The 20,959-nt window shown below is 73.9% G+C and carries 20 protein-coding genes; 11 read left to right on the top strand and 9 right to left on the bottom strand.

Features of this window, described 5'->3' with window-relative positions:
- Positions 1–34: 34 nt before the first annotated feature.
- The 6 genes from EUA98_RS04340 to EUA98_RS04315 all read left to right on the top strand — a co-directional run bounded on the left by EUA98_RS04340 (position 35) and on the right by EUA98_RS04315 (position 4,948).
- Positions 35–1,096, top strand: coding sequence for an ABC transporter substrate-binding protein (locus tag EUA98_RS04340; protein ID WP_130101445.1), 1,062 nt, complete (start codon positions 35–37; stop codon positions 1,094–1,096).
- A gap of 2 nt (positions 1,097–1,098) precedes the next feature.
- Positions 1,099–1,887, top strand: a complete 789-nt coding sequence (locus EUA98_RS04335; protein ID WP_130101444.1) for an ABC transporter ATP-binding protein — start codon at positions 1,099–1,101, stop codon at positions 1,885–1,887.
- Positions 1,877–2,788 (top strand): ABC transporter permease, encoded by a 912-nt coding sequence (locus EUA98_RS04330; protein WP_130101443.1) that lies wholly within the window; start codon positions 1,877–1,879, stop codon positions 2,786–2,788. Before EUA98_RS04335 ends, EUA98_RS04330 begins: the two co-directional genes overlap by 11 nt.
- The gene (cobA, locus tag EUA98_RS04325) at positions 2,785–4,119 is read left to right on the top strand and encodes a uroporphyrinogen-III C-methyltransferase (protein WP_242511267.1); all 1,335 of its coding nucleotides are present in this window, start codon (positions 2,785–2,787) and stop codon (positions 4,117–4,119) included. Before EUA98_RS04330 ends, cobA begins: the two co-directional genes overlap by 4 nt.
- 32 nt (positions 4,120–4,151) lie before the next feature.
- Complete coding sequence (gene fdxA, locus EUA98_RS04320; RefSeq protein WP_130101442.1) at positions 4,152–4,487, top strand: ferredoxin; 336 nt, start codon at positions 4,152–4,154, stop codon at positions 4,485–4,487.
- A gap of 74 nt (positions 4,488–4,561) precedes the next feature.
- Positions 4,562–4,948 carry a hypothetical protein gene (locus EUA98_RS04315; protein ID WP_130101441.1) on the top strand — a complete coding sequence of 129 codons (387 nt, stop codon included), beginning with the start codon at positions 4,562–4,564 and terminating at the stop codon, positions 4,946–4,948.
- Positions 4,949–4,964: 16 nt separating this feature from the next.
- Here EUA98_RS04315 and EUA98_RS04310 read toward each other — a convergent pair whose 3' ends face one another.
- The 3 genes from EUA98_RS04310 to EUA98_RS04300 are packed head-to-tail and all read right to left on the bottom strand — an operon-like array spanning position 4,965 to position 8,460.
- Entirely contained in the window at positions 4,965–6,446 is a 1,482-nt protein-coding gene (locus EUA98_RS04310) for an outer membrane protein assembly factor BamB family protein (RefSeq protein ID WP_130101440.1), read from the bottom strand.
- Positions 6,443–7,120, bottom strand: coding sequence for a LuxR C-terminal-related transcriptional regulator (locus EUA98_RS04305; RefSeq protein WP_130101439.1), 678 nt, complete (start codon positions 7,118–7,120; stop codon positions 6,443–6,445). Before EUA98_RS04305 ends, EUA98_RS04310 begins: the two co-directional genes overlap by 4 nt.
- The gene (locus EUA98_RS04300; protein WP_130101438.1) at positions 7,117–8,460 is read right to left on the bottom strand and encodes an ATP-binding protein; all 1,344 of its coding nucleotides are present in this window, start codon (positions 8,458–8,460) and stop codon (positions 7,117–7,119) included. The genes EUA98_RS04305 and EUA98_RS04300 overlap by 4 nt, the downstream gene beginning before the upstream one ends.
- A 134-nt stretch (positions 8,461–8,594) precedes the next feature.
- Between EUA98_RS04300 and EUA98_RS04295 the strand changes: the two genes are divergently transcribed.
- Positions 8,595–10,184, top strand: coding sequence for a PspC domain-containing protein (locus EUA98_RS04295; RefSeq protein WP_130101437.1), 1,590 nt, complete (start codon positions 8,595–8,597; stop codon positions 10,182–10,184).
- Positions 10,181–10,681, top strand: a complete 501-nt coding sequence (locus EUA98_RS19675; protein ID WP_165372714.1) for a hypothetical protein — start codon at positions 10,181–10,183, stop codon at positions 10,679–10,681. Before EUA98_RS04295 ends, EUA98_RS19675 begins: the two co-directional genes overlap by 4 nt.
- A 202-nt stretch (positions 10,682–10,883) precedes the next feature.
- Here EUA98_RS19675 and EUA98_RS04285 read toward each other — a convergent pair whose 3' ends face one another.
- The 5 genes from EUA98_RS04285 to EUA98_RS04265 all read right to left on the bottom strand — a co-directional run bounded on the left by EUA98_RS04285 (position 10,884) and on the right by EUA98_RS04265 (position 15,695).
- On the bottom strand, positions 10,884–11,441 hold the full coding sequence (locus EUA98_RS04285; RefSeq protein WP_130101436.1) for an aromatic ring-opening dioxygenase LigA: 558 nt from the start codon (positions 11,439–11,441) through the stop codon (positions 10,884–10,886).
- Positions 11,442–11,619: 178 nt separating this feature from the next.
- Complete coding sequence (locus tag EUA98_RS04280; protein ID WP_130101435.1) at positions 11,620–12,750, bottom strand: glycosyltransferase family 4 protein; 1,131 nt, start codon at positions 12,748–12,750, stop codon at positions 11,620–11,622.
- A 43-nt stretch (positions 12,751–12,793) separates the two neighbouring features.
- Positions 12,794–13,720, bottom strand: coding sequence for a Ppx/GppA family phosphatase (locus EUA98_RS04275; RefSeq protein WP_130101510.1), 927 nt, complete (start codon positions 13,718–13,720; stop codon positions 12,794–12,796).
- 5 nt (positions 13,721–13,725) lie between these two features.
- Positions 13,726–15,309: a glutamine-hydrolyzing GMP synthase gene (gene guaA, locus EUA98_RS04270; protein WP_130101434.1), complete on the bottom strand. Its 1,584-nt coding sequence runs from the start codon at positions 15,307–15,309 to the stop codon at positions 13,726–13,728.
- Positions 15,306–15,695, bottom strand: coding sequence for a DUF3817 domain-containing protein (locus tag EUA98_RS04265; RefSeq protein WP_130101433.1), 390 nt, complete (start codon positions 15,693–15,695; stop codon positions 15,306–15,308). The genes guaA and EUA98_RS04265 overlap by 4 nt, the downstream gene beginning before the upstream one ends.
- 74 nt (positions 15,696–15,769) lie before the next feature.
- Here EUA98_RS04265 and EUA98_RS04260 point away from each other — a divergent pair, with 74 nt between their 5' ends.
- Positions 15,770–17,584, top strand: a complete 1,815-nt coding sequence (locus tag EUA98_RS04260) for an ABC transporter transmembrane domain-containing protein (RefSeq protein WP_130101432.1) — start codon at positions 15,770–15,772, stop codon at positions 17,582–17,584.
- A complete protein-coding gene (locus EUA98_RS04255) occupies positions 17,565–19,298 on the top strand; it encodes an ABC transporter ATP-binding protein (RefSeq protein ID WP_130101431.1) in 1,734 nt (577 codons plus the stop codon). Before EUA98_RS04260 ends, EUA98_RS04255 begins: the two co-directional genes overlap by 20 nt.
- Before the next feature lie 27 nt (positions 19,299–19,325).
- Here the strand turns inward: EUA98_RS04255 and EUA98_RS04250 are convergent, their stop codons facing one another.
- A complete protein-coding gene (locus EUA98_RS04250; RefSeq protein WP_130101430.1) occupies positions 19,326–20,381 on the bottom strand; it encodes an NAD-dependent epimerase/dehydratase family protein in 1,056 nt (351 codons plus the stop codon).
- A gap of 123 nt (positions 20,382–20,504) precedes the next feature.
- On the opposite strand from EUA98_RS04250, the gene arfB reads away from it, so the two are divergent.
- Positions 20,505–20,933, top strand: a complete 429-nt coding sequence (arfB, locus tag EUA98_RS04245) for an alternative ribosome rescue aminoacyl-tRNA hydrolase ArfB (RefSeq protein WP_130101429.1) — start codon at positions 20,505–20,507, stop codon at positions 20,931–20,933.
- The last annotated feature ends 26 nt before the right edge of the window (positions 20,934–20,959 follow it).

Genomic DNA, 20,959 nt, shown 5'->3' with positions numbered 1-20,959 from the left:
CCGACGTGGTACGAACCGCCGTGAAAGGCCCCTCATGCGCATCTCCGCCAAGATCCTCGCCGTCCTGACCGCTCTCCCCCTGCTCGCCCTGACCGCCTGCAGCACCGATGCCGACGCCGAGGCAGCCGCCCCGGGGCCGGCCACCGAGCTGCGGCTCGGCTACTTCGGCAACGTCACCCACGCCCCCGCGCTGGTCGGCGTCGCGCAGGGCCTGTTCGCCGCCGAGCTCGGCGACACCACGCTCAGCACGCAGGTGTTCAACGCCGGCCCGGCCGCGATCGAGGCGCTCAACGCCGGGGCCATCGACGCCACGTTCATCGGGCCGAACCCCGCCATCAACGGCTTCATCAAGAGCTCGGGCGAGTCGCTGCGGATCATCGCGGGCTCGACCTCCGGCGGCGCTCAGCTCGTGGTGCGCGACGGGATCACCAGCGCCGCCGACCTCGAGGGCGCCGAGCTGGCGACCCCGCAGCTCGGCGGCACGCAGGACGTCGCGTTGCGTGCCTGGCTGACCGAGCAGGGGCTGGAGAACTCGATCACCGGCGGCGGGGACGTGACCATCACCCCGACCGAGAACGCCTCGACCCTGCAGCTGTTCTCCGGCGGCAACCTCGACGGCGCGTGGCTGCCCGAACCGTGGGCCTCGCGCCTCGTGCTCGACGCCGGCGCGCACGTCCTGGTCGACGAGAAGGACCTGTGGCCCGACGGCAAGTTCCTCACCACGCACCTGATCGTGGCCACGGCCTTCCTCGATGAGCACCCCGAGACCGTCGAGGCCCTGCTGCGCGGCACGGTGGCCTCGGTCGACTGGTTGAACGCCAACCCCGGTGAGGCCCCGGCGGTGGTCAACGCCGAGATCGCGAAGGCCGCCGGCAAGCCGCTGTCCGACGACGTGATCGCGCGGGCCTTCACGAACATCACGTTCTCGGTCGACCCGCTCGCGACGACCCTCGACACGCTCCTGGCCGCCGGGGTCACCGCAGGCACGACCGAGCAGGCCTCCCTGGACGGGATCTACGACCTCCGCCTGCTCAACAAGGTGCTGACCGCCGACGGCGTGCCGACGGTCTCCGCCGCCGGGCTGGGCGAGGAGTAGAGATGTCGACCGCCGCATCGCGCGCGACCACGGAGATCCCGGCCGCCGTGCGCCTGGACCAGGTCACCAAGCGGTTCGCTCCCGGCGGGCCGGCCGTGCTCGACCGGATCGACCTGACGATCGCGCCGGGCGAGTTCGTGTGCCTGCTCGGGGCGTCGGGGTGCGGCAAGTCGACCCTGCTGAACATCGTCGCGGGGCTGGAGCCGGCGTCGTCGGGCACGGTGCAGGTCGCCGGCAGCCTGCAGCTCGGCGGGAATGCGGCCCTGATGTTCCAGGAGCCCGCGCTGCTGCCTTGGCTCACGGCGCGGCGCAACGTCGAGCTGGCGCTGCGCCTGCGTGGTGTGCCCCGGTCCGAACGCCGCGACCGGGCGGACGAGCTGCTCGAGCTCGTGCACCTGGGCGGGGCGGGCGACAAGGCCGTGCACGAGCTGTCCGGCGGGATGCGGCAGCGGGTGGCGCTTGCGCGGTCCCTCGCCCAGGAGCGGGACGTGCTGCTCATGGACGAGCCGTTCGCGGCGCTCGACGCGATCACGCGCGACCTGCTGCACGACGAGCTCGAGCGGATCTGGCTCGCGACCGGGCGCACCGTCGTGTTCATCACGCACAACGTCCGCGAGGCCGTCCGGCTCGGGCAGCGGGTTCTGCTGATGTCGAGCCGACCGGGCCGGATCGTGCGCGAGTGGACGGTCGAGGTGCACGGCCAGCGACGCATCGAGGCGCCCGAGGTCGCCGCGCTCGCCATGGAGATCACCGACCACCTCCGTCAGGAGATCCGCCGCCATGCCCTCTGAGACGACGCAGCCTTCCGAGACGACCACTGCACCCGCCCTCACCATGAACGACGTCCGCTCGCTCGAGGCCGGGCTCGACGCGCTGCAGACCGCCCCGGGCACGACGACCCGCCGGCGCAGCGTGTGGCCGGTGCTCGCCCCGCTGCTCGCGACCGCGCTCCTGATCGGGGCGTGGCAGCTGTTCGTGCTCGCGGGGATCAAGCCGACCTACATCGTCCCGAGCCCGCTGGACGTGCTGCACCAGGCCGTCGAGGCGTGGGGGCGCGGCGACATCCAGCAGGCGCTGGTCACCTCGCTCGAGCGCGGGATCGTGGGGTTCGCGGTCGCGGTCCTGGTGGCGACGCCGATCGGCATCCTGGTCGCCCGGGTCCGGTGGGTGCGGCTGTCGTTCGGGCCCATCATCACGGGCCTGCAGGTGCTGCCCTCGGTCGCCTGGGTGCCGGCGGCGATCCTGTGGTTCGGGCTGACGGACACGACCGCCTACTTCGTCATCCTCATGGGGGCCATCCCGTCGATCATCAACGGGCTGGTCGCGGGGGTGGACCAGGTACCGCCGCTGTTCCGGCGGGTCGGACAGGTGCTCGGCGCGAACCCGTGGGAGGCGGTGCGGCACATCATCCTGCCCGCGGCGCTGCCCGGGTACCTCGCCGGGCTCAAGCAGGGCTGGGCGTTCTCGTGGCGATCGCTGATGGCGGCGGAGATCATCGCCGTCGGCGGCAAGATCGGGTTCGGGCTCGGCTCGATGCTCCAGCAGGGCCGGGAGATCCAGGACATGTCCGTCGTGCTCGTGGCGATCCTGCTGATCCTCGCGGTGGGGATCGGCGTCGAGCTCCTCGTGTTCGCGCCGCTCGAGCGCCGGCTGCTGCGGCGGCGCGGGCTCGCCGCGGAGACGTCCCGATGACCGACGACGCCCCCGGGGCCGACCTCATGTACCCGCTCGCGCTGCGGGTCGCCGGACGGCGGGTCGTCGTCGTCGGTGGCGGGCCGGTCGCGGCGCGGCGCACCCGCGGCCTGGTCGAGGCCGGGGCCGACGTCCGCGTCGTCGCACCCGACGCCGTCGGTGAGATCACGCTGCTCGACGCGACCGGCGCGGTGAGGTGGGAGCGGCGCGAGTACCGCACCGGTGACCTCGACGGCGCCTGGCTCGTGCACACCGCCACCGGCCGGTCCGAGGTCGACGCCGCGGTGCAGGCCGACGCGGACGCCGACCGGATCTGGTGCGTCCGGGCCGCCGACGCCCGCGCGGCCAGCGCCTGGGTGCCCGCGGTGGCGCGCGTCGACGACGTCGTGGTGGCCGTCAACGCGGGGGGCGATCCGCGGCGCGCGGTGACCCTGCGCGACGCCGTCGCAGAACTGCTGCGCGGCGGCCGGCTGCCGTTGCGACGGCAGCGGACTGCCGCCGGAGCTGCCGTCGGTACCACCATCGGGAGCGCGGACCGGAGCGCGGCCGGTGCTCCGGGCGCCGTGACCGGCGCGATCGGCTCCGTGGCGCTGGTGGGCGGCGGGCCGGGCGATCCGGACCTGCTGACCGTGCGAGGGCGGCAGCTCCTGGCCGAGGCCGACGTCGTGGTGGTCGATCGCCTCGCGCCGCGCGCGGTGCTGACCGAGCTGTCGGCCGATGTCGTCGTCGTGGACGTGGGCAAGTCCCCCGGGCACCACGCCGTGCCCCAGCACCGGATCAACGCGCTGCTGGTCGAGCACGCGCTCGCCGGTCGCCGCGTGGTGCGGCTCAAGGGCGGCGACCCGTACGTGTTCGGCCGCGGGTCCGAGGAGGCCGCGGTGTGCCGGGAGGCCGGGGTGGCCGTCGAGATCGTGCCCGGGGTGACGAGCGCGGTCTCCGTGCCCGCCGCTGCGGGGATCCCGGTGACCCACCGCGGGATCTCGCGCGGGTTCACGGTCATCACCGGGCACGACGACGTCGGGGCCATCCCGGCGGCCGAGGACCACACCGTGGTGCTGCTGATGGGGGTGAGCACGCTCGCCCGCACCTGCCGCGCCCTGATGGCCGCGGGCCGACCGGGGCACACCCCGGTGGGGATCGTCGAGGACGGCTACGGACCGGGGCAGCGCGTGACGACCGGCACCCTGGCCACGATCGCGCAGCGGGCGGCGCAGGTCGGCGTCCAGTCGCCGGCCGTCACCGTGATCGGCGGCGTGGTGCGGTTGGCGCCGGCCTGGGCGCAGCAGGGCGGCGCCCCGGCGCCGCTCCCCGCCCTGACCACGGCGCGCTGAGCCCTCCCCTCCCCCTCAACGAAAGGCCCCGCATGACCTACGTGATCGCCCAGCCCTGCGTCGATGTGAAGGACAAGGGGTGCATCGAGGAGTGCCCCGTCGACTGCATCTACGAGGGCAAACGGTCGCTCTACATCCACCCCGACGAGTGCGTGGACTGTGGCGCGTGCGAGCCGGTCTGCCCGGTCGAGGCCATCTACTACGAGGACGACGTCCCCGAGCAGTGGAGCGAGTACTACACGGCGAACGTCGAGTTCTTCGACGACCTCGGCTCCCCCGGCGGCGCGGCCGCCACGGGTCCGATCCCGAAGGACCACCCGATCATCGCCACCCTCCCGCTGCAGGTCCGCGCCCCAGAAGCCCCCTGACCCGCCGAACGGGAGCGAAGAGGGCGCCGGGCAGGTCCCGGGTTTGTCGGGGTCGGCGGTTCTACGGTGAGCGCATGCCCGCTACCCGGTTCGCGATCAGCTACTCCCCTGTCTCCGAGATCGTCCTGAAGCTGGTGGGGATGGGGCCGGCGCGGTCCGGCGTGTGGGTGGACGCCGAGTCGGTGCGGGTGGCGATGGGCTGGGGATTCCAGGCCGAGTTCCCCCGCCGGTCGGTGCGCTCGATCGGACCGGGCACGATCTCCTGGTGGGACGGCCGGGGCTCCCACGGCTGGGGCGGGAACCGGATCGTGAACGGCTCGGCCGACGGACTAGTGCGCCTCGAGCTCGCCCCCGAGTCCCGAGCGACGATCATGGGGTTCGGGGTCCGCCTGCGCACGCTGCGGCTGAGCCTTGCGGACCCGACCGCACTGACGACGTTGCTGGCCCCGCCCACCCACTGAGCCCCGGCCCGCGCGGTCAGCCGAGGGCGACGAACACACCCTCGTCGGTCTGCGCGAACAGGTGACCGGCGCTGACCTCCAGCGACTGCATCGGGTGCGTGAGCGGAGCGTCCCACTGCAGGCGGCCGTCGGTGAGGTCCAACGCGCGCACGGTCGACGTCGCACTGCCGCTGGCACTGCCCAGGACCAGAAGGCTGCGGCCGTCGGTGGCGAGGTCGTACGGTCCGGACAGGCCGGTCCGGACCGTCCACAGCTCCTTGCCGCTCGCCCCGTCCAGTGCGCTGACGACGCCGTCGCCGACCGTGTAGACCGCGCCGTCCAGCACGAAGGCACCGTCGACGGCACCTGTGGCCGCGCCTTCGCGCTGCCAGCGACGCTCCCCTGTGCCCAGGTCCCACGCGGCCAGGCCCAACCCGGAGGTGAACAGCACTCCCGGCATCGAGCCGTCGTCGACGCCTGGCCACGGCGAGGACCCTTCCGGTGGTGTGATCCGTACGCCGGTGACGAGGTCGGTGAGGACGAGCCCCGACGCGTTCGACGCATACTCCGCGCGGAGCACGTGCCCACCCGCCTGGAACAACGACCATCCATCGTCGGTCGCGACCTCCCACTCGTCCACGAGCTCCCCCGTCGAGGAGAGCAGCCACGCCCGCGAGCCCGCCGACACGAGCAGGCCGTCACCGTCGGTCACGGCGTAGCCCGACTGCACGAGTTCGCCTGAGTCCGCCGGGTGATGGGACGTCCACACCGCCTCGCCCGTGCGGGGATCGAGGCGGGTGACGTCGGTCCCGCCCTCCCCGGCGGAGGTCCGGACCACGTCGGTGCCGAACGCGACGAGCCAGTCGTCGGGGGCTGCGGGCTGCTCCCGGAGCACGCGTCCGGTTCGCGGGTCGAGCACCGCGAGGTGCACCCGCGTCGGGCGGCGCCAGGTGGTTTCCCCGGGAGAGGAACCGGCGGCACCCTCCTCGACCGCATCCTCGACAGCGTCTACGACGACGCAGACCAGCACGGCCTGGCGAGGCCCCGCGACCGGGCCCGCCGCGGGCACGCACCGGGAGCCACCCGGCTGTCCGCCGAGCGGCATCGACCAGAGCTCCTCGCCGGTCCGCGCCTCGACTCCGCGCACCTGCGGGTCCGCGAACGCGACCATGTCGTACGTCGCCCCGACCAGGACGCCCCCCAGGTCGGAGATCGTCGGGAACGGGAAGTCCGCGGTCGTCCAGAGCTCGCGCACTCGACCGTCCAGCGGCGCCAGGATTCCGGGGACCCCGGCGAGGTCGGCCAGGCGCGCGGCGTCACGACGCGAGGCGACGACGCCCGCGGACACCAGCGCCAGGACGACGACGCCGGCCACGGGCCACCGCCACCGCCGAACGAACCGCCGGGCCCGCCCCGCATCGGCACCGTCGGACTCCGCAACGGGCGAGTCACCACCCTGGTCGTCACCGTCGCCGTCGTCGACCAGCACGACGTCCTGCAAGCCGGGGCGCGGCCTCACAGCAGGCGACGCGCGGCCGCCCAGCGGGTCAGCTCGTAACGCGAGGAGAGCTGCAGCTTGCGGAGCACCGCCGAGACGTGGGTCTCGACGGTCTTGATCGAGATGAACAGCTCCGAGGCGACCTCGCGGTAGCTGTAGCCGCGGGCGATCAGGCGCATGACCTCGCGCTCACGCGCCGAGAGCCGGTCGAGCTCGTCGTCGGCGATCGCGACGTCACCGGCGACGGTCCCGAACGAGTCGAGCACGAAGCCCGCGAGCCGCGGCGAGAAGACGGCGTCGCCACCGGCCACGCGCAGAACGGCGTCGGACAGGTCAGGCCCCGAGATCGCCTTGGTGACGTAGCCGCGAGCGCCCGCGCGGATCACCGCGACGACGTCCTCGGCGGCGTCGGACACCGACAGCGCGAGGAACCGGGTCGAGCCGAGCAGGTCGGCGCACGCCGTGATCACCTCGGCGCCGCCCCCACCGTTGCCGCCGGGCAGGTGCACGTCGAGCAGCACGACCGGCGGGGTGAGCGCGCGGACCCGGGCGATCGCCGAGTCGACGTCGTCCGCCTCCCCGACGACCCGGACCCGGGCGTCGAGCGAGGCCTTCACCCCGGTGCGGAACATCAGGTGGTCGTCGACCAGCACCACGTCCACCGGGCCGGTCCTGACCAGCGGCTCCTCGCTCATGCGTTCTGGCTCCCGTTCACGTTGCTGCTGCTCATGCCGTTGCTGCTTCCGTTGCTGCTGGGTCTGCCCTGCTCGCCGGGGGTGCGCACCGGGATGCGCAGGTGGACCTCGGTCCCGCGCTCGGGGCGGGAGGTGACCGTCGCGGTTCCGCCGCGACGGCGCACGCGCCCCATGATGGACTCCCGGACGCCGAACCGGTCGAGCGGGACGGCCTCGAGGTCGAAACCGTCGCCGCGGTCCCGCACGAAGACCTCGACCGCGTCGTCGGCCACCTCGAGGTACAGCGACACCGGCGGTCGACCGTGCTGGACGGCGTTCACCAGCGCCTCGCGGGTCGCCTGGAGCAAGGCCTCGGTATCCGCGTCCGGGACCCGGTCGCCGACGACGACCGCCTCGATCGCGACCGCGCGGCCGTCCTCGACCTCGCCGACGACGCCGCGCAGCTCGGCCGCGAGGGAGGTCCCCGGCTCGGAGCGGTCGTCGTACAACCACTCGCGCAGCTCACGCTCCTGGGCGCGGGCCATCCGTGACACCTCGTCCGGCTGGTCGGCCCGGGCCCGGATGAGGGCGAGGGTCTGCAGGACGGAGTCGTGCAGGTGCGCGGCGATGTCGGCGCGCTCCGCCTCCCGGGCGCGGGCGGCGCGCTCGTCACCGAGCTCGCGGACCAGCCGGAGCCACCACGGCGCGAGCACGATCACCGCACCGGCCAGCACCGCGAGCGCCGCGACCGCCGACCTCAGGAGGTCTTCGACCGGCGCGGCCTGCCCGACGAGGAGCAGCACCCCGATCCCGACGAGCGCGATCCCGCCCACCAGCCGCAGGACGCTCACCGGGGTGCGCCCGCCGGCCCGCGAGAGCCACCGCTCGCGCTGCACCCGGTCGAGCTGGCTCCAGCCGAGCGCCGTGCCCGCGAGCAGGATCAGCGTGGGCACGACCCAGGAGAGCTGGACGTCGACCCCGCGCCGGATCGCGATCAGCAGGCCCGCGCCCACCAGGAGGATCAACCCGATCCCGATGTCCGTGACCGGCACCGGCCGCCCCTCGGCGCGCAGCCGCGGTGCGAGCCGGGTCAGGGCCGCGGGCCGCTCCGCCTCGGCCGCGGCGACCGGGTCGCCGGTCGGCACCGTGACCCACAGGAAGACGTAGAGGACAAGGCCGGCTCCGTACGCGAAGGAACCCGCGACGACGAGCAGCCGCACCAGCCGCACCGGCAGGCCCAGGTGGGCAGCGAGCCCGGCGCAGACGCCGGCGACCCACCGACCGTTCGTCGGGCGGCGCAGCGGCAGCCGCACGGGGGGCGCCGCACGCAGGCCCTGCGCGGCCTCATTGGTCCAGGTCATGCCCCGATCGTCACACGTCTGGGGTGGGTCAGTGTCGATCCGGGTCACAACCAGGGGTCTGAGAGGTGAATATCAGGGTGCAGTCAGGGTGATGCCCGATGGTGAGCGGTGGGGCGTCGCGTCACGATTGAGCCATGGACTCGACCACGCCCGACCCCACACCGCAACCGGCCTCACCCCCACCTCCGGCCTCACCCGCCGGGTCGACGCCGCCGGCATCGCCGCCGCCCGGCTACTCGCCGCCGCCCGGCTACGCACCGCCGGCCGGCTACGCACCGCCGGCCGGGACAGCCCAGCAGGGCAAGCTGGACGGCATGTTCGACGCGATGCGTCGTCTCGGCATCGTCCGCACGCCGAACCGCTGGATCGGCGGGGTCGCGGGCGGCATCGCCCAGCGGCTCGGCATCGATCCGCTGCTCGTTCGCGCGATCTTCGGCATCAGCGTGCTCTTCGGTGGTGCCGGCCTGATCATCTACGGCCTGGCCTGGGCGCTGCTGCCCGAGGAGATCGACGGCCGGATCCACCTGCAGGAGACGCTCCGAGGGAAGTTCGACGTCGGCCTGCTCGGGGCGATCGCGCTCTTCGTCATCGGCCTCAGCCAAGGCAGCGGATGGTTCGGCTGGGGGAACGGCAACGGCTTCGGCTGGCTGAACGGGCTCCTGTGGTTCGCGGCCACGATCGCGGTGATCGCGATCGTCGTCGCCGCAGCGAACCAGCGTGGCGACCGACGGGCTCCCGTAGCCGCCGTCCCCGGCGCACCCGGTGCGGGCGCACCGAGCATTTACGAGTACCCCACGGCGGGTCCGACGCCGACGGCGCCGCCCGCAGCGAGCGGGTACGCAGCGAGCGGGTACGCAGCGGGTGGGTACGCCTCGGCTGGGCACCCTGCGGGCGGCTATCCCGCGGGTGGTCACGCACCGGCGAGCGCCTACACACCGAGTGCCGCTGCCCCCTCCGGGTACGCCGGGCCGGGCCGGTACTCCGGTCCGCCGACGGGGTACGCCGGTCCGCCGACCGGGTATGCCCCGCCGCCGGCACCGCCGCGGCCGGTCAAGCCCCGCACCTACGGACCGGGCGCGGCTGCGGTCGGCACCGTCGTGGGCCTGTCCCTGGTCTCCCTGGCGATCCTGCTCGTGGCCCAGCGAGAGGGAACCCTTGAGTGGTCCATCGGGCTCACCGCGGCAGGGATCGCCCTCGTCCTGGTGGGTGTCGGGATCATCGTCTCGGGCCTGCGCGGCCGTTCGAGCGGCACGCTCGGATTCCTGGGGATCGTCGGCATCGTGCTGGCCGTGCCCGCCGCGCTGCTGACCCCGATCACGTGGAACGGGCCGACCAGCGACCTCCGGGTGATCGTGGCCGACGGCGCCTGGACCCCGACGACGTCCGCCGACGCCACGGACGGGATGGCCGCCGCGGTCGGCGACCTCAACGTCGACCTCACCGAACTCCCGACCGGGGACACCACCATCGAGGTCCCGCTCAGCCTCGGGGCCGGCGACATGACCATCACGGTGCCGCCGGACACGGCGATCACCGCGAACATCAGCATCGCCGCCGGCGACATCAGCTGGGAGGTCGACCGGTCGCGGCAGATCTCCGGCATCACCGGCTCCCAGAGCTACGACTTCCAGAGCGCCGAGGTCACCAAGGGCGCGAACCCCGAGCTTGCGCTCACGATCGAGATGGGCGCGGGCCAGGTCCGCGTCGTGGAGGAGAACTCATGAGCACCGACCAGCCCCGCCCCGGGCAGCAATCCGAACCGGTGCGAGACGACGTGCAGGACACGGTCCCGTTGGACGCTCGGAACGTCATCGGACCGCCGGCCGACACGCAGCCGACGATCGAGCTGACCACGGCCGCGTCCGAGACGAAGCAGTTCCCGACGACGGAGCAGTACCCGACTACGGAGCAGCACCCGACGACGGAGTTCGTCCCGCCGCCGACGGCGCCACCGGCCACCCCCGCCGCTGCGGGGCCCGAACCCACCACCGCAGCCGAGCCCGCGGCGCCGGCGGGGTCCACGGCCCCCCGACGGCCCGCCCCCCGGGTCGCCACCGTCGTGTGGGGCCTGGTGATCGCCGTGATCGGAGCGGGCGTGCTCGCGGCGGCCGCCGGGTACGAGTTCGACGTCGAGCTGGCGTCCATCGCCCTGCTCGCCCTGGCCGGCATCGGTCTCGTGGTCGGTTCGATCGCGACCAGCGCCCGGCGGCACAGCCGCTAGCAAGCGGCCCGGCAGCAGAGCCGCTGACCAGCGGCCCGGCAGCACAGCCGCTGACCAGCGGCCCGGCAGCACAGCCGCTGACCAGCGGCCGGGCAGCAGAGCCGCTGATACGACGAAGCACCGCACCACCCAGCTGAGGACTGGGGGATGCGGTGCTTGGTCGTGCGCCCCGGCCGAGGCCGGGTGGTCGGTCGCGTGAGACTCAGGCCTGCGGGACGACCGGGGTGGAGACGACCGTGGTGGTCGAGGTGGAGCGCAGCGCGAAGCCGAGGATCGCGAACAGGACACCGAGGCCGATGACCAGGGCGGCGACGCCGTACGCGATGACCGAGGAGAACAGCGCCGTGCGCAGGAACGAACCGTTCATCACCGTGGTGCGGGCAGAGGCGAGCGCGACGACGCCCTCGTCCTCGGCGATCTCGGACTCGCTGGCACCGTCGGCGGCGAGCTCGGCCTTGAGGGCCTTGGCGTCGTCGCCGATCTGGGCGTAGGTGCGACCCTCGCTGGCGGCAAGCGCGTGGTGGTTGATCGCGTTCGCCTGGGCGAAGGCGGTGAACGGGCCGGCGACGGGCTTGCCGGCGAGCGAGCCGGGCTCGTCCTCGGTCACGGCAGAGACGACGATCTCCTCCGCCTTCAGCTGCGAGGTCACGGCACCCCAGGTGACGCCACCGGCGATGATCATGATGGCGCCGGCGATGATCGTGAGGAGCCCGATCAGCTTGACCGTGGGGTTGGTGGAGTTGGTCGTGGTCGTGGACATGTTCGGTGTTCCCTTCGAGGAACGAAGTGTCTCGAGGCCCGGCAAGCACCAGAGCCAGTGAGTGAGCGAAGGCTCACCTGAGTAATGGTCCTTGACCTTGCAAGTACTTGGGTAGGACGAAAGTCACAGTTCTGATGCGAATTCCGTCAGTCTTCTGGCCACTTTGTGGCCGCAATCGTTAATTCAGGACCAAAGTCCCGGCCCGAGAATACTCGGCCTCCGCCGCCGCCAGGACCCGGGCCCAGCCGAGCTCCGGGCACTCCTGCCGGTTCCGGAGCCGGATCTCCGCGAGCAGTGCCCGGTCTCGGGCGAGCCGGACCACGCCGTCGGCCATCCCGGCGTCGTCGGCCACGAGCAGGCCGTTGGTCCCGTCACCGATGAAGCTCGTGATCCCCGTCCCCAGGCGGGCCACCACCGCGAGCCCCGAGACGCGCGCCTCGAGCGCGGCGATCCCGAACGACTCGAGCTCGGCGGGGGCGAGGAAGACCTCGGTCTCCCGGTACACGGCGCGGACCTCGTCCCGGGTCAACCGGCCGCGCAGCCGCACCGTGTCGCTGAGCCCCCACCGCTCGATCCGATCGGTGACCTGCGCGAGCGCCGGGCCCGAGCCGATCAGGTCGAGGCGGAGCGCCCCGGGCTCGAGCCGACCGGCCGCCGCGGCGACGACCTCGATGAGCGGCACCGCGCGTTTGCGCGGGGCGAGCCGCATGGTCGCCACGAGCCGCAGCGGACCGTCGGCGTCGACCACCTCGCGGGCCGGATCCGGCGCCCACTCCTGGACGTCGAGCCCGTTCGGCACGACCGCGACCGGTCCGCCGAAGACGGCGGCCACCCGGGCCGCCGCCACGTCGCTGACCGCGCTGAGCGCGATCGGCCGGCGGTCCCATCGGGTGAGCCGCGCCCCGAGCCGCAGACCCCCGACGACGCCGTCGAGCATGCAGTGCCAGGTGATCGCCACGGGAAGGTGCTGGGCGAGGGCCGCCCGGGCGCCGTCGAACGCGAACGGCGAGAGCACCCCGGCGTGCACATGCACGACGTCGGGTCGCAGCGCGCGCAGGGTCGTGGTGATCAGTCGGTACTCGGCCGGGTTGACCGGGAGGTCGAACGGCAGGCGCGTCCCGAGCCGGTGCACGGCCACCCCGCGCTCGACGTCGACCACGCCGCCGCGCTCGCCCCCCTCGCCCAGGGTTGCGGTGAGCACGTGCACCTCGTGACCGGCCGCGGCCTGCCGCGTCGCCAGATCGCTGACCTGGGACTCGATGCCCCCGGTGCGGGGCGGGTACGTGTCGGAGACGTGGGCGATCAGCACGTGGTCAGGCTAACGCCGCCGTCCGGCAGCCTCGTCCGGCGCGTCAGGCGAGCTCGTCCAGGCGCCGCAGGATGAGGCCCTCGCGCAGCGCCCACGGGCAGGTCTCGAGCTCGCGGACGCCGAACACGCGCATCGCCTCCTCGGCCACGATGGCGCCGGCGACGATCTGCGCGGTCCGCTCGGGCGTGATCCCGGGCAGCGAGGTGCGTCCCTGCGCGCCGATCGCCGCGAGCCGCGGGACCCAGTCCGCCAGCTTCGACCGTCGCAGCCGCACCCGGTCGTCCGGACCGACGCCGTCGTGCGAGGAACCCGCGAGGCGCGCGAGCGAGCGGAAGGTCTTGCTCGTCCCGACGACGTGATCGGGCTTGTCGAGCTTGGCGAACCGGCGCGCGACGTCGGCGAGCACCTCGCGCGCGTGCTCGCGCAGGGCCGCCACCTGCGGGTCCGTCGGCGGATCGTCGACCAGGAAGCCGACGGTCATCCGCCCGGCTCCGAGCGGCACGGACACCGCCAGATCCGGGTACTCGTCGATCCCCGACGCGATCTCCAGCGATCCGCCGCCGATGTCCAGACCGAGGATCCGGCCCGCGGACCAGCCGTACCAGCGCCGCACCGCGAGGAACGTCAGCCGCGACTCGTCGATCCCGGTCAGCACACGCAGCGCGACGCCGGTCTCCCGCTCGATGTGGGCGAACACGGCCGCCCCGTTGGTCGCGTCCCGCAGCGCCGAGGTGGCGAACGGCAGCAGCTCGTCGACCTTCTCGGCGGTCGCGGCGGCCACGGCGGACGCGATGGCCGTGGTGAGACGCTCGACGCCGTCGTCGCTGATCGCGCCGTCCGGGGTGAGGAAGCGCATCATCCGGACCACGGTCTTGTGCGTCGAGCTCGGGACCGGGCGCGCACCCGGGTGCGCGTCGACCACGAGCAGGTGGACGGTGTTGGAACCGACGTCGAGCACCCCGAGGCGCACCGGCGTCACTCCCACTCGATGGTGCCCGGCGGCTTGCTCGTGATGTCGAGCACCACGCGGTTCACCTCGGGCACCTCGTTCGTGATCCGGGTCGAGATCACCGCGAGCACGTCGTACGGCACGCGGGTCCAGTCGGCGGTCATCGCGTCCTCGGAGCTGACCGGCCGCAGCACGATCGGGTGGCCGTAGGTGCGACCGTCGCCCTGGACACCGACCGAGCGCACGTCACCGAGCAGCACGACCGGGCACTGCCAGATCTCCCGGTCCAGGCCGGCCTTGGTCAGCTCCTCGCGGGCGATCGCATCCGCGGCCCGCAGGATCTCCAGGCGCTCGGCGGTGACCTCGCCGACGATCCGGATCCCGAGGCCGGGGCCGGGGAACGGCTGGCGCCAGACGATCGCCTCGGGCACGCCGAGCTCGAGGCCGACGGCGCGGACCTCGTCCTTGAACAGTGCCCGCAGCGGTTCGACCAGCGAGAACTGCAGGTCGTCGGGCAGGCCGCCGACGTTGTGGTGGCTCTTGATGTTCGCCGCGCCCTCGCCGCCGCCGGACTCGACGACGTCGGGGTACAGGGTGCCCTGGACGAGGAACTTCACGTCCTCGCCGGCCGACCCGGCGTCGCTGACGACCTCGCGCGCGGCCTGCTCGAACACCCGGATGAACTCCCGGCCGATGATCTTGCGCTTCGTCTCGGGGTCGCTCACGCCGGCGAGGGCGTCGAGGAACCGCTCACGCGCGTCGACCACCTTGAGGCGGACGCCGGTCGCGGCCACGAAGTCGGTCTCGACCTGCTCGGCCTCGCCGGACCGCAGCAGGCCGTGGTCGACGAACACGCAGGTGAGCTGGGAGCCGATCGCCTTCTGCACGAGCGCCGCGGCGACCGAGGAGTCGACCCCGCCGGAGAGCCCGCAGATCACGCGCGCCTCACCGACCTGGGCGCGGATCGCGGCGACCTGGTCGGCGATCACGCTGCCGGGGTTCCAGTCGGGGGCGAGCCCGGCGCCGTCGTACAGGAAGTTCTCCAGGGCGCGCTGGCCGAGCGGGGAGTGCTTCACCTCGGGGTGCCACTGCATGCCGTACAGGTGCCGCTCGGCGTCCTCGAAGGCCGCGACCGGCGAGCCGGGCGACATGGCGAGCACCGTGAACCCCTCTGGCGCCGTGTGCACCGCGTCCCCGTGGCTCATCCAGACCGTCTGCTGCGCGGGCGAGCCGGCGAGCAGGTCGCCCGACTCGGCGATCGCGACCGACGTGCCGCCGTACTCGCTGCGGCCGGTCTGCGCGACCGTGCCACCGAGCGCCTGGGCCATCGCCTGGAACCCGTAGCAGATGCCCAGGACGGGCACGCCGGCGTCGAACAGCGCCGGGTCGACCGACGGGGCGCCGTCGGCGTACACGCTCGACGGCCCGCCGGACAGGATGATGGCCGCCGGTTTCTTCGCCAGCAGCTGCTCGACGGTGGCGGTGTGGGGCACGACCTCGGAGTAGACGTTCGCCTCGCGCACGCGGCGCGCGATCAGCTGCGCGTACTGCGCCCCGAAGTCGACAACGAGGACGGGCCGCTGCGGCGGCTGCGTGGGGGTGGGGTTCACTGCTCCAGGGTAGTCGCCGGACCGAGGAGGAGTTCGGCGTCGGCGTGGACCCGGCGTTCGACGACGAACGACATCACCGGCACGACCCCGCCGAGCACCATCACGGTCAGGCGGCCGAAGCCCCAGCGCATCTTCGACCACAGGTCGAGCACGGTGACCAGGTACACGATGTAGACGAACCCGTGGAGCTGCGGGATCCACCCGATCCAGGCCAGGACGTCGGGTCCCACCTGCACGACGTACTTGAGCAGCATCTCCGCGCACAGGATCAGCAGCATCACACCGGTGACGTAGGCCAGCACGCGATAACGGCCGACGGCGGCCCGGGCCTTGTCCGGCTCGCGCACGCTGGTCTTGCGGGGGGCCGGGACGCTCTGACTGGGCATGCCCCCGATCATCCCCCATCCACCTGGGTAAATGGATCGTCAACTGTCACAGGTGCGACCTACCGTTAGGCCTCGTGCGCTCCCTCCCGCTCGTCGACCCTGGCTCGCCCCCGCTGACCTCGCCGCTCGCCTACCTCTGGTGGCAGGCGCGGGCCCAGTGGGGCATCCTGCTGGGCGCGATCGTCGTCGGAGTGGTCGGCAACGTGGCCGGCGCGTTCCTGCCGTACGTCATCGGGCGGATCGTCGACGACGGGCTGACCGACGGGGTGTCCCCCGCCCTGCTGACCGGCTGCCTCGTGCTGGCCGCCGTCGGCGCCGTCCAGGTCGTGTGCAACGTCGTCGGCCATCGGCTCGACATCCAGAACTGGCTGCGCGCCGCGTTCGCGTCCTCCCAGCTCATCGGGCACCACGTGACCCGCACCGGTGATGCCGTCACCGCCGAGCTGCCCACCGGCGAGGTGATCGCCACCGTCGCGTCCGACGCGCTCCGGCTCGGGGAGGTCTACGCGATCACCGCGCGGTTCGTCGGCGGGCTGGCGGCCTACGCCGCGATCGCCGTCGTGCTGGCCCGCACCTCGGCGACGCTGGGTGCGCTCGCCCTCGTCGGCCTGCCCGTGGTGGTCGGCGTGCTCGCCCTGCTGGTCAAGCCGCTGCAGGCTCGGCAGGCCGCCCAGCGCGAGGCCAGCGGACGCCTGACCACGCTCGGTGCCGACACCGTCTCCGGGCTGCGCATCCTGCGCGGCATCGGCGGCGAGGAGGTCTTCACCGAGCGGTACCGGGCGCAGTCCCAGGTGGTGCGGGGCGCGGGGGTCCGCGTCGCCCAGACCCAGTCGCTGCTCGACGCGTTGCAGACCCTGCTCCCCGGGGCGTTCCTCGTGTCGGTCGTCTGGGTCGGGGCGCACCTCGCGCTCGCGGGCGAGATCACGCCCGGCGAGCTCGTCGCGCTGTACGGGTTCGCGGCCTTCCTCACCCACCCGCTGTGGACCGCGACCGAGGCGATGCGCGTGGCGTCGCGGGCCTACATCGGCGCCGGCAAGATCATCAAGGTGCTCGCCGTGCCCGAGGCCGCCGCCGGTGAGCACCCGGTCGCCGCAGCCCCGGACCCGCGGGCCGAGCTCGTCGATCCCGCGAGCGGCCTGGTCGTGCGCGCGGGCACGTTCGTCGCCCTGGTCGGCGCCGACCCGGACGCCACCGCCCGCATCGCCACGCGGCTCGGCCGGTTCGACGTCGGGCCCGACTCGATGCCCGACGACGACGCCGACCGGGTGCGGTGGGGCGCAGCCCGGCTGTCCGAGCTGGCGCTGGCCGAGGTCCGCGCGCGCATCGTGGTCGCGGAGTCCACCCCGCACCTGTTCACCGGGGTGCTCGCGACCGAGCTCGACGTGCGCGGACGCGCCGACGAGGGCGACCTGCTCGGGGCGCTCGCCGTGGCCGACGCCGCCGACGTGCTCGACTCCGTGCCCGGCGGTCTCGCCGGCGCGATCGCGGAGCAGGGCCGCTCGCTGTCCGGCGGGCAGCGCCAGCGGGTCGCGCTGGCCCGGGCGCTGCTCACGGAGGCGGAGGTGCTCGTGCTGGTGGAGCCGACCAGCGCCGTCGACGCGCACACCGAGGCCCGCATCGCCGGGCGGCTGGCCGGCGCCCGCCGGGGACGGACCACCGTGGTGGTCACCGCGAGCCCGCTCGTGCTCGACGCCGTCGACGAGGTCGCGTTCGTCGAGGACGGCCGCGTGCGTGCCGTCGGCCGGCATCGGACGTTGATCGACGCCGACTCGGCGGCCGGGCGGGCCTACCGCGCGGTCGTCTCCCGCGCCGACGCCACCGACACCACCACCGACTCCATCGACTCCACCGACTCCCCGGAGGTGCCCCGTGCTGCTGCCCATCGCTGACGTTGCCGCCGTCCGCCGCCACACCGCGGTCCTGGTGCGCAGCCATCGGGGCACGCTGGCCGCCGTCGTCGGGCTGCACGCGCTCGCGGCGACCGCCGGGCTGGCGGGCCCGTGGCTCCTCGGCCGCCTGGTCGACGACGTCGCGGGCGGCACCACGGCCGGGGCGATCGACCGGGCCGTGATCCTGCTGCTCGTCGCCGTGCTCGTGCAGACCGTCCTGATCCGCTACGCGCAGCGCGGGGCCATGGTGCTCGGCGAGACCGTGTTCGCCCGGCTGCGCGAGGAGTTCATGACCACGGTGACGCGGCTGCCGCTGTCGACCGTGGAGCGGGCCGGCACCGGCGACCTGCTCGGGCGCACCACCAACGACATCGACCGCGTGCAGTACACGGTCCGGTTCGGGGTGCCCCGGATCCTGGTCACCACGACCACCATCGCGCTCACCGCCGTGGCGGCCGTCGCCACCGACGCGGTCGCGGCCCTCGCGCTGGTGACCGGGCTCCCGCTGCTCGTGGGGGTCACCCGCTGGTACCTGCACCGGGCCGCCCCCGCCTACCTGCGCGAGTCGGCCGCCTACGCGACCCTCAACGGCACGATCACCGAGTCCGTCGAGGGCGCGCGCACCGTCGATGCCCTCGGGCTGGGCGCGCACCGCCGCGCCCGCGTCGACAGCGACCTGGGCGAGGCGTTCGCGGCGGAGTCGGCCACGCTGCGGCTGCGGACCGTGCTGTTCCCGGGCGTCGACACGGCGTTCCTGCTCCCGGTGCTGGCGGTCCTCGTGTGGGGCGCGTACCTGATCTCGACGGGCCACGCGACGGTCGGCGCGATCACGACGATCACGCTCTACGCGGTCCAGGTGACCCGGCCCACGGGTGAGCTGATCTTCTGGCTCGACGAGATCCAGGTCGGTGCGACCTCGCTCGCGCGCATCATCGGCATCGCGGCGGTCCTCCCCGACCGCACCGCGAGCGCCGCCGAGCCGGTCGACGAGAACGTCGTCGGGCGCGGGATCCGGTACGCCTACCGGGAGGGTCACGACGTCCTGCACGGGATCGACCTCGACCTGCGGGTGGGCGAGCGGCTCGCCGTCGTCGGCCCGTCCGGGGCGGGAAAGTCGACGCTCGGTCGCATGCTCGCCGGCATCCATCCGCCCACCGGTGGCACGGTGACCGTCGGCGGCGTGCCGCTCGTCGACCTGCCGCTCGCCGACCTGCGCGGGCACGTCGCGCTCGTGACCCAGGAGCACCACGTGTTCGTGGGCACCATCGCCGAAAACCTGCGGCTCGCCCGTGCGGCGGCCGACGACGCCGACCTGGTCCGCGCCCTCGACGCCGTCGATGCCTGGGGCTGGGTCAGCGCCCTGCCGGACGGACTGACGACGGCGGTCGGCTCGGGCGGCGCGGTCCTCAGCCCGGCGCAGGCCCAGCAGCTCGCGCTCGCCCGGCTCGTGCTGCTCGACCCGCACACGCTCGTGCTCGACGAGGCGACGAGCCTGCTCGACCCGCGCGCGGCGCGCAACCTCGAACGCTCGCTGTCGGCGGTGCTCGCGGGGCGCACGGTGGTCGCCATCGCCCACCGGCTGCACACCGCGCACGACGCCGACCGGGTCGCCGTCGTCGAGAACGGCCGGATCAGCGAGATCGGCTCCCACGACGACCTCGTGGCCGCCGACGGCGACTACGCCGCCCTGTGGCGCTCCTGGCAGCAGGACTAGCCGGCCCCGCCCCCACGCGGGGTCGGGTCAGACCGGGCGCCGACGGCGGGCGTCGAGCAGGGTGTGCTCGATCGCTGCCGGCAGGCCGAAGGGAGGACGGCCGCTCACCGGGGTCGCGGCGGCGGGCGGCTGGTCGCGGAGCCACGACCAGGTGTCCCGGAGCGTGTCCACGATCGGGCGGCTGGCGAGCCCGGCCGCCCGGGCGCTCGTCGTGTCGACCTGCCAGAGGGTGCGGGCCGCGTCCCCTGCGCTCCAGAACGGCAGGTGGGTCCACTCCTCGACCCCCGCGGCCAGGAGCATGGCGTCGTCGAGCGGCACCCACGTGGCGGCCCTGTCGGCGTCGGCTCCGACCACCGTCCGGCAGGCCTCGAGCAGCCCGCCGTAGGTGGTCATCCCCGCATCCCCGGACGCGTTGACGGCCCCGGTGACCTGCCGGTGCGCGCCGTCGACGAGCCAGTCCGCGAGGTCGCGCACGTCGACGAACGCCACCGGCGCCTCGAGGTTCGACGCCGGGACGACGACGTCGCCGCCGCGCGCGATCCGGCGCAGCCACCAGCCGAGCCGACCGGTGGGGTCGCCGGGACCGACGATCAACCCGGACCGCGCGAGGAGGAGCCGGTCGCCGAACACCTCCGCGAGCGCACGCTCGCTCGCCGCCTTCATCGGGCCGTACCCGGCTGGCTCGGCCTCGGGGTCGGCCCCGGGCGCGGCGGCGAAGGTCGGGTCGCCGGTCCCCTGGATCGGTCCGGGCGGCCAGTCCCGGTAGGCGCTGATGCTGCTGACATAGGCGTAGTGCCCGACGTCGGCCAGGGCTGCGGCGGTCGTGCGCACCCCGGCGACGGAGTACCCCGCGGTGTCGACCACGGCGTCGAACGTCCGACCCGTGAGCGCGCGGTCGACGTCGGCCGGGTCGGCCCGGTCCGCGACGAGCGCGCGGACCCCCCGGAGGGCACCGTCCCGCGGCGACCCGGCCGGCGCGGTGCGCCCCCGCGTCAGGGTCGTGACCTCGTCCCCGCGCGCGAGCGCCGCCCGAACGACCGTGCCGCCGAGCCATCCCGTCCCACCGATCACGAGCAGCCGCATGCCGCGACCCTGCCCGGTCGAGCACCTGAGGTCCACCCGGTTCGCGCACAGCGTGGACGCCGGGAGCAGGTGGCGGAGCGGAAATGGTTCGCGGTTCGCACCGGGACGCGAGATCCTGGACACATGTTCGGACCGGTCACGCTGCGCGGCGACGTCGTGGTGCCCGAGGACGAGCTCTCGTGGCGGTTCTCGCGCTCGAGCGGCCCCGGCGGCCAGTCCGTGAACACCGCCGACTCGCGGGTCGAGCTGAGCTGGGACGTCAGCCGCACGGGGGTGCTGCCGCCCGAGCTGCGCGGCCGTGTCCTAGACCGGCTCGCCGGGCGCCTCGTGGGCGGCGTGCTCACGATCGCGGCATCGGAGTACCGCTCCCAGCTGCGCAACCGCGAAGCGGCCCTGGTCCGGTTCGTCGCCCTGCTCGACGGCGCGCTCGCCCCGCCGGGTCCGGTGCGCCGCGCCACCCGCCCGAGCCGGGGCTCACGCACCCGGCGGACGGCGTCCGAACGGCGGCACCGGGAGATCAAGGCCCAGCGCCGACGGCCACCCTCCGATTGAGGTGCCCGCGGCCGGAGGCGGGTCGA

Origin of the sequence: Pengzhenrongella frigida (assembly GCF_004168625.1) — a bacterium.
In the GTDB taxonomy this organism is placed as follows: domain Bacteria; phylum Actinomycetota; class Actinomycetes; order Actinomycetales; family Cellulomonadaceae; genus Pengzhenrongella; species Pengzhenrongella frigida.
This window is presented reverse-complemented; position numbering and strand designations above follow the sequence as displayed.

Excerpts from the sequence above, each read along its gene's own strand:
- EUA98_RS04340 (WP_130101445.1), top strand. The coding sequence starts at position 35 with ATGCGCATCTCCGCCAAGATCCTCGCCGTCCTGACCGCTCTCCCCCTG.
- EUA98_RS04335 (WP_130101444.1), top strand. The coding sequence starts at position 1,099 with ATGTCGACCGCCGCATCGCGCGCGACCACGGAGATCCCGGCCGCCGTG.
- EUA98_RS04330 (WP_130101443.1), top strand. The coding sequence starts at position 1,877 with ATGCCCTCTGAGACGACGCAGCCTTCCGAGACGACCACTGCACCCGCC.
- cobA (WP_242511267.1), top strand. The coding sequence starts at position 2,785 with ATGACCGACGACGCCCCCGGGGCCGACCTCATGTACCCGCTCGCGCTG.
- fdxA (WP_130101442.1), top strand. The coding sequence starts at position 4,152 with ATGACCTACGTGATCGCCCAGCCCTGCGTCGATGTGAAGGACAAGGGG.
- EUA98_RS04315 (WP_130101441.1), top strand. The coding sequence starts at position 4,562 with ATGCCCGCTACCCGGTTCGCGATCAGCTACTCCCCTGTCTCCGAGATC.
- EUA98_RS04305 (WP_130101439.1), bottom strand. The coding sequence starts at position 7,120 with ATGAGCGAGGAGCCGCTGGTCAGGACCGGCCCGGTGGACGTGGTGCTG.
- EUA98_RS04300 (WP_130101438.1), bottom strand. The coding sequence starts at position 8,460 with ATGACCTGGACCAATGAGGCCGCGCAGGGCCTGCGTGCGGCGCCCCCC.
- EUA98_RS04295 (WP_130101437.1), top strand. The coding sequence starts at position 8,595 with ATGGACTCGACCACGCCCGACCCCACACCGCAACCGGCCTCACCCCCA.
- EUA98_RS19675 (WP_165372714.1), top strand. The coding sequence starts at position 10,181 with ATGAGCACCGACCAGCCCCGCCCCGGGCAGCAATCCGAACCGGTGCGA.
- EUA98_RS04285 (WP_130101436.1), bottom strand. The coding sequence starts at position 11,441 with ATGTCCACGACCACGACCAACTCCACCAACCCCACGGTCAAGCTGATC.
- EUA98_RS04265 (WP_130101433.1), bottom strand. The coding sequence starts at position 15,695 with ATGCCCAGTCAGAGCGTCCCGGCCCCCCGCAAGACCAGCGTGCGCGAG.
- EUA98_RS04250 (WP_130101430.1), bottom strand. The coding sequence starts at position 20,381 with ATGCGGCTGCTCGTGATCGGTGGGACGGGATGGCTCGGCGGCACGGTC.
- arfB (WP_130101429.1), top strand. The coding sequence starts at position 20,505 with ATGTTCGGACCGGTCACGCTGCGCGGCGACGTCGTGGTGCCCGAGGAC.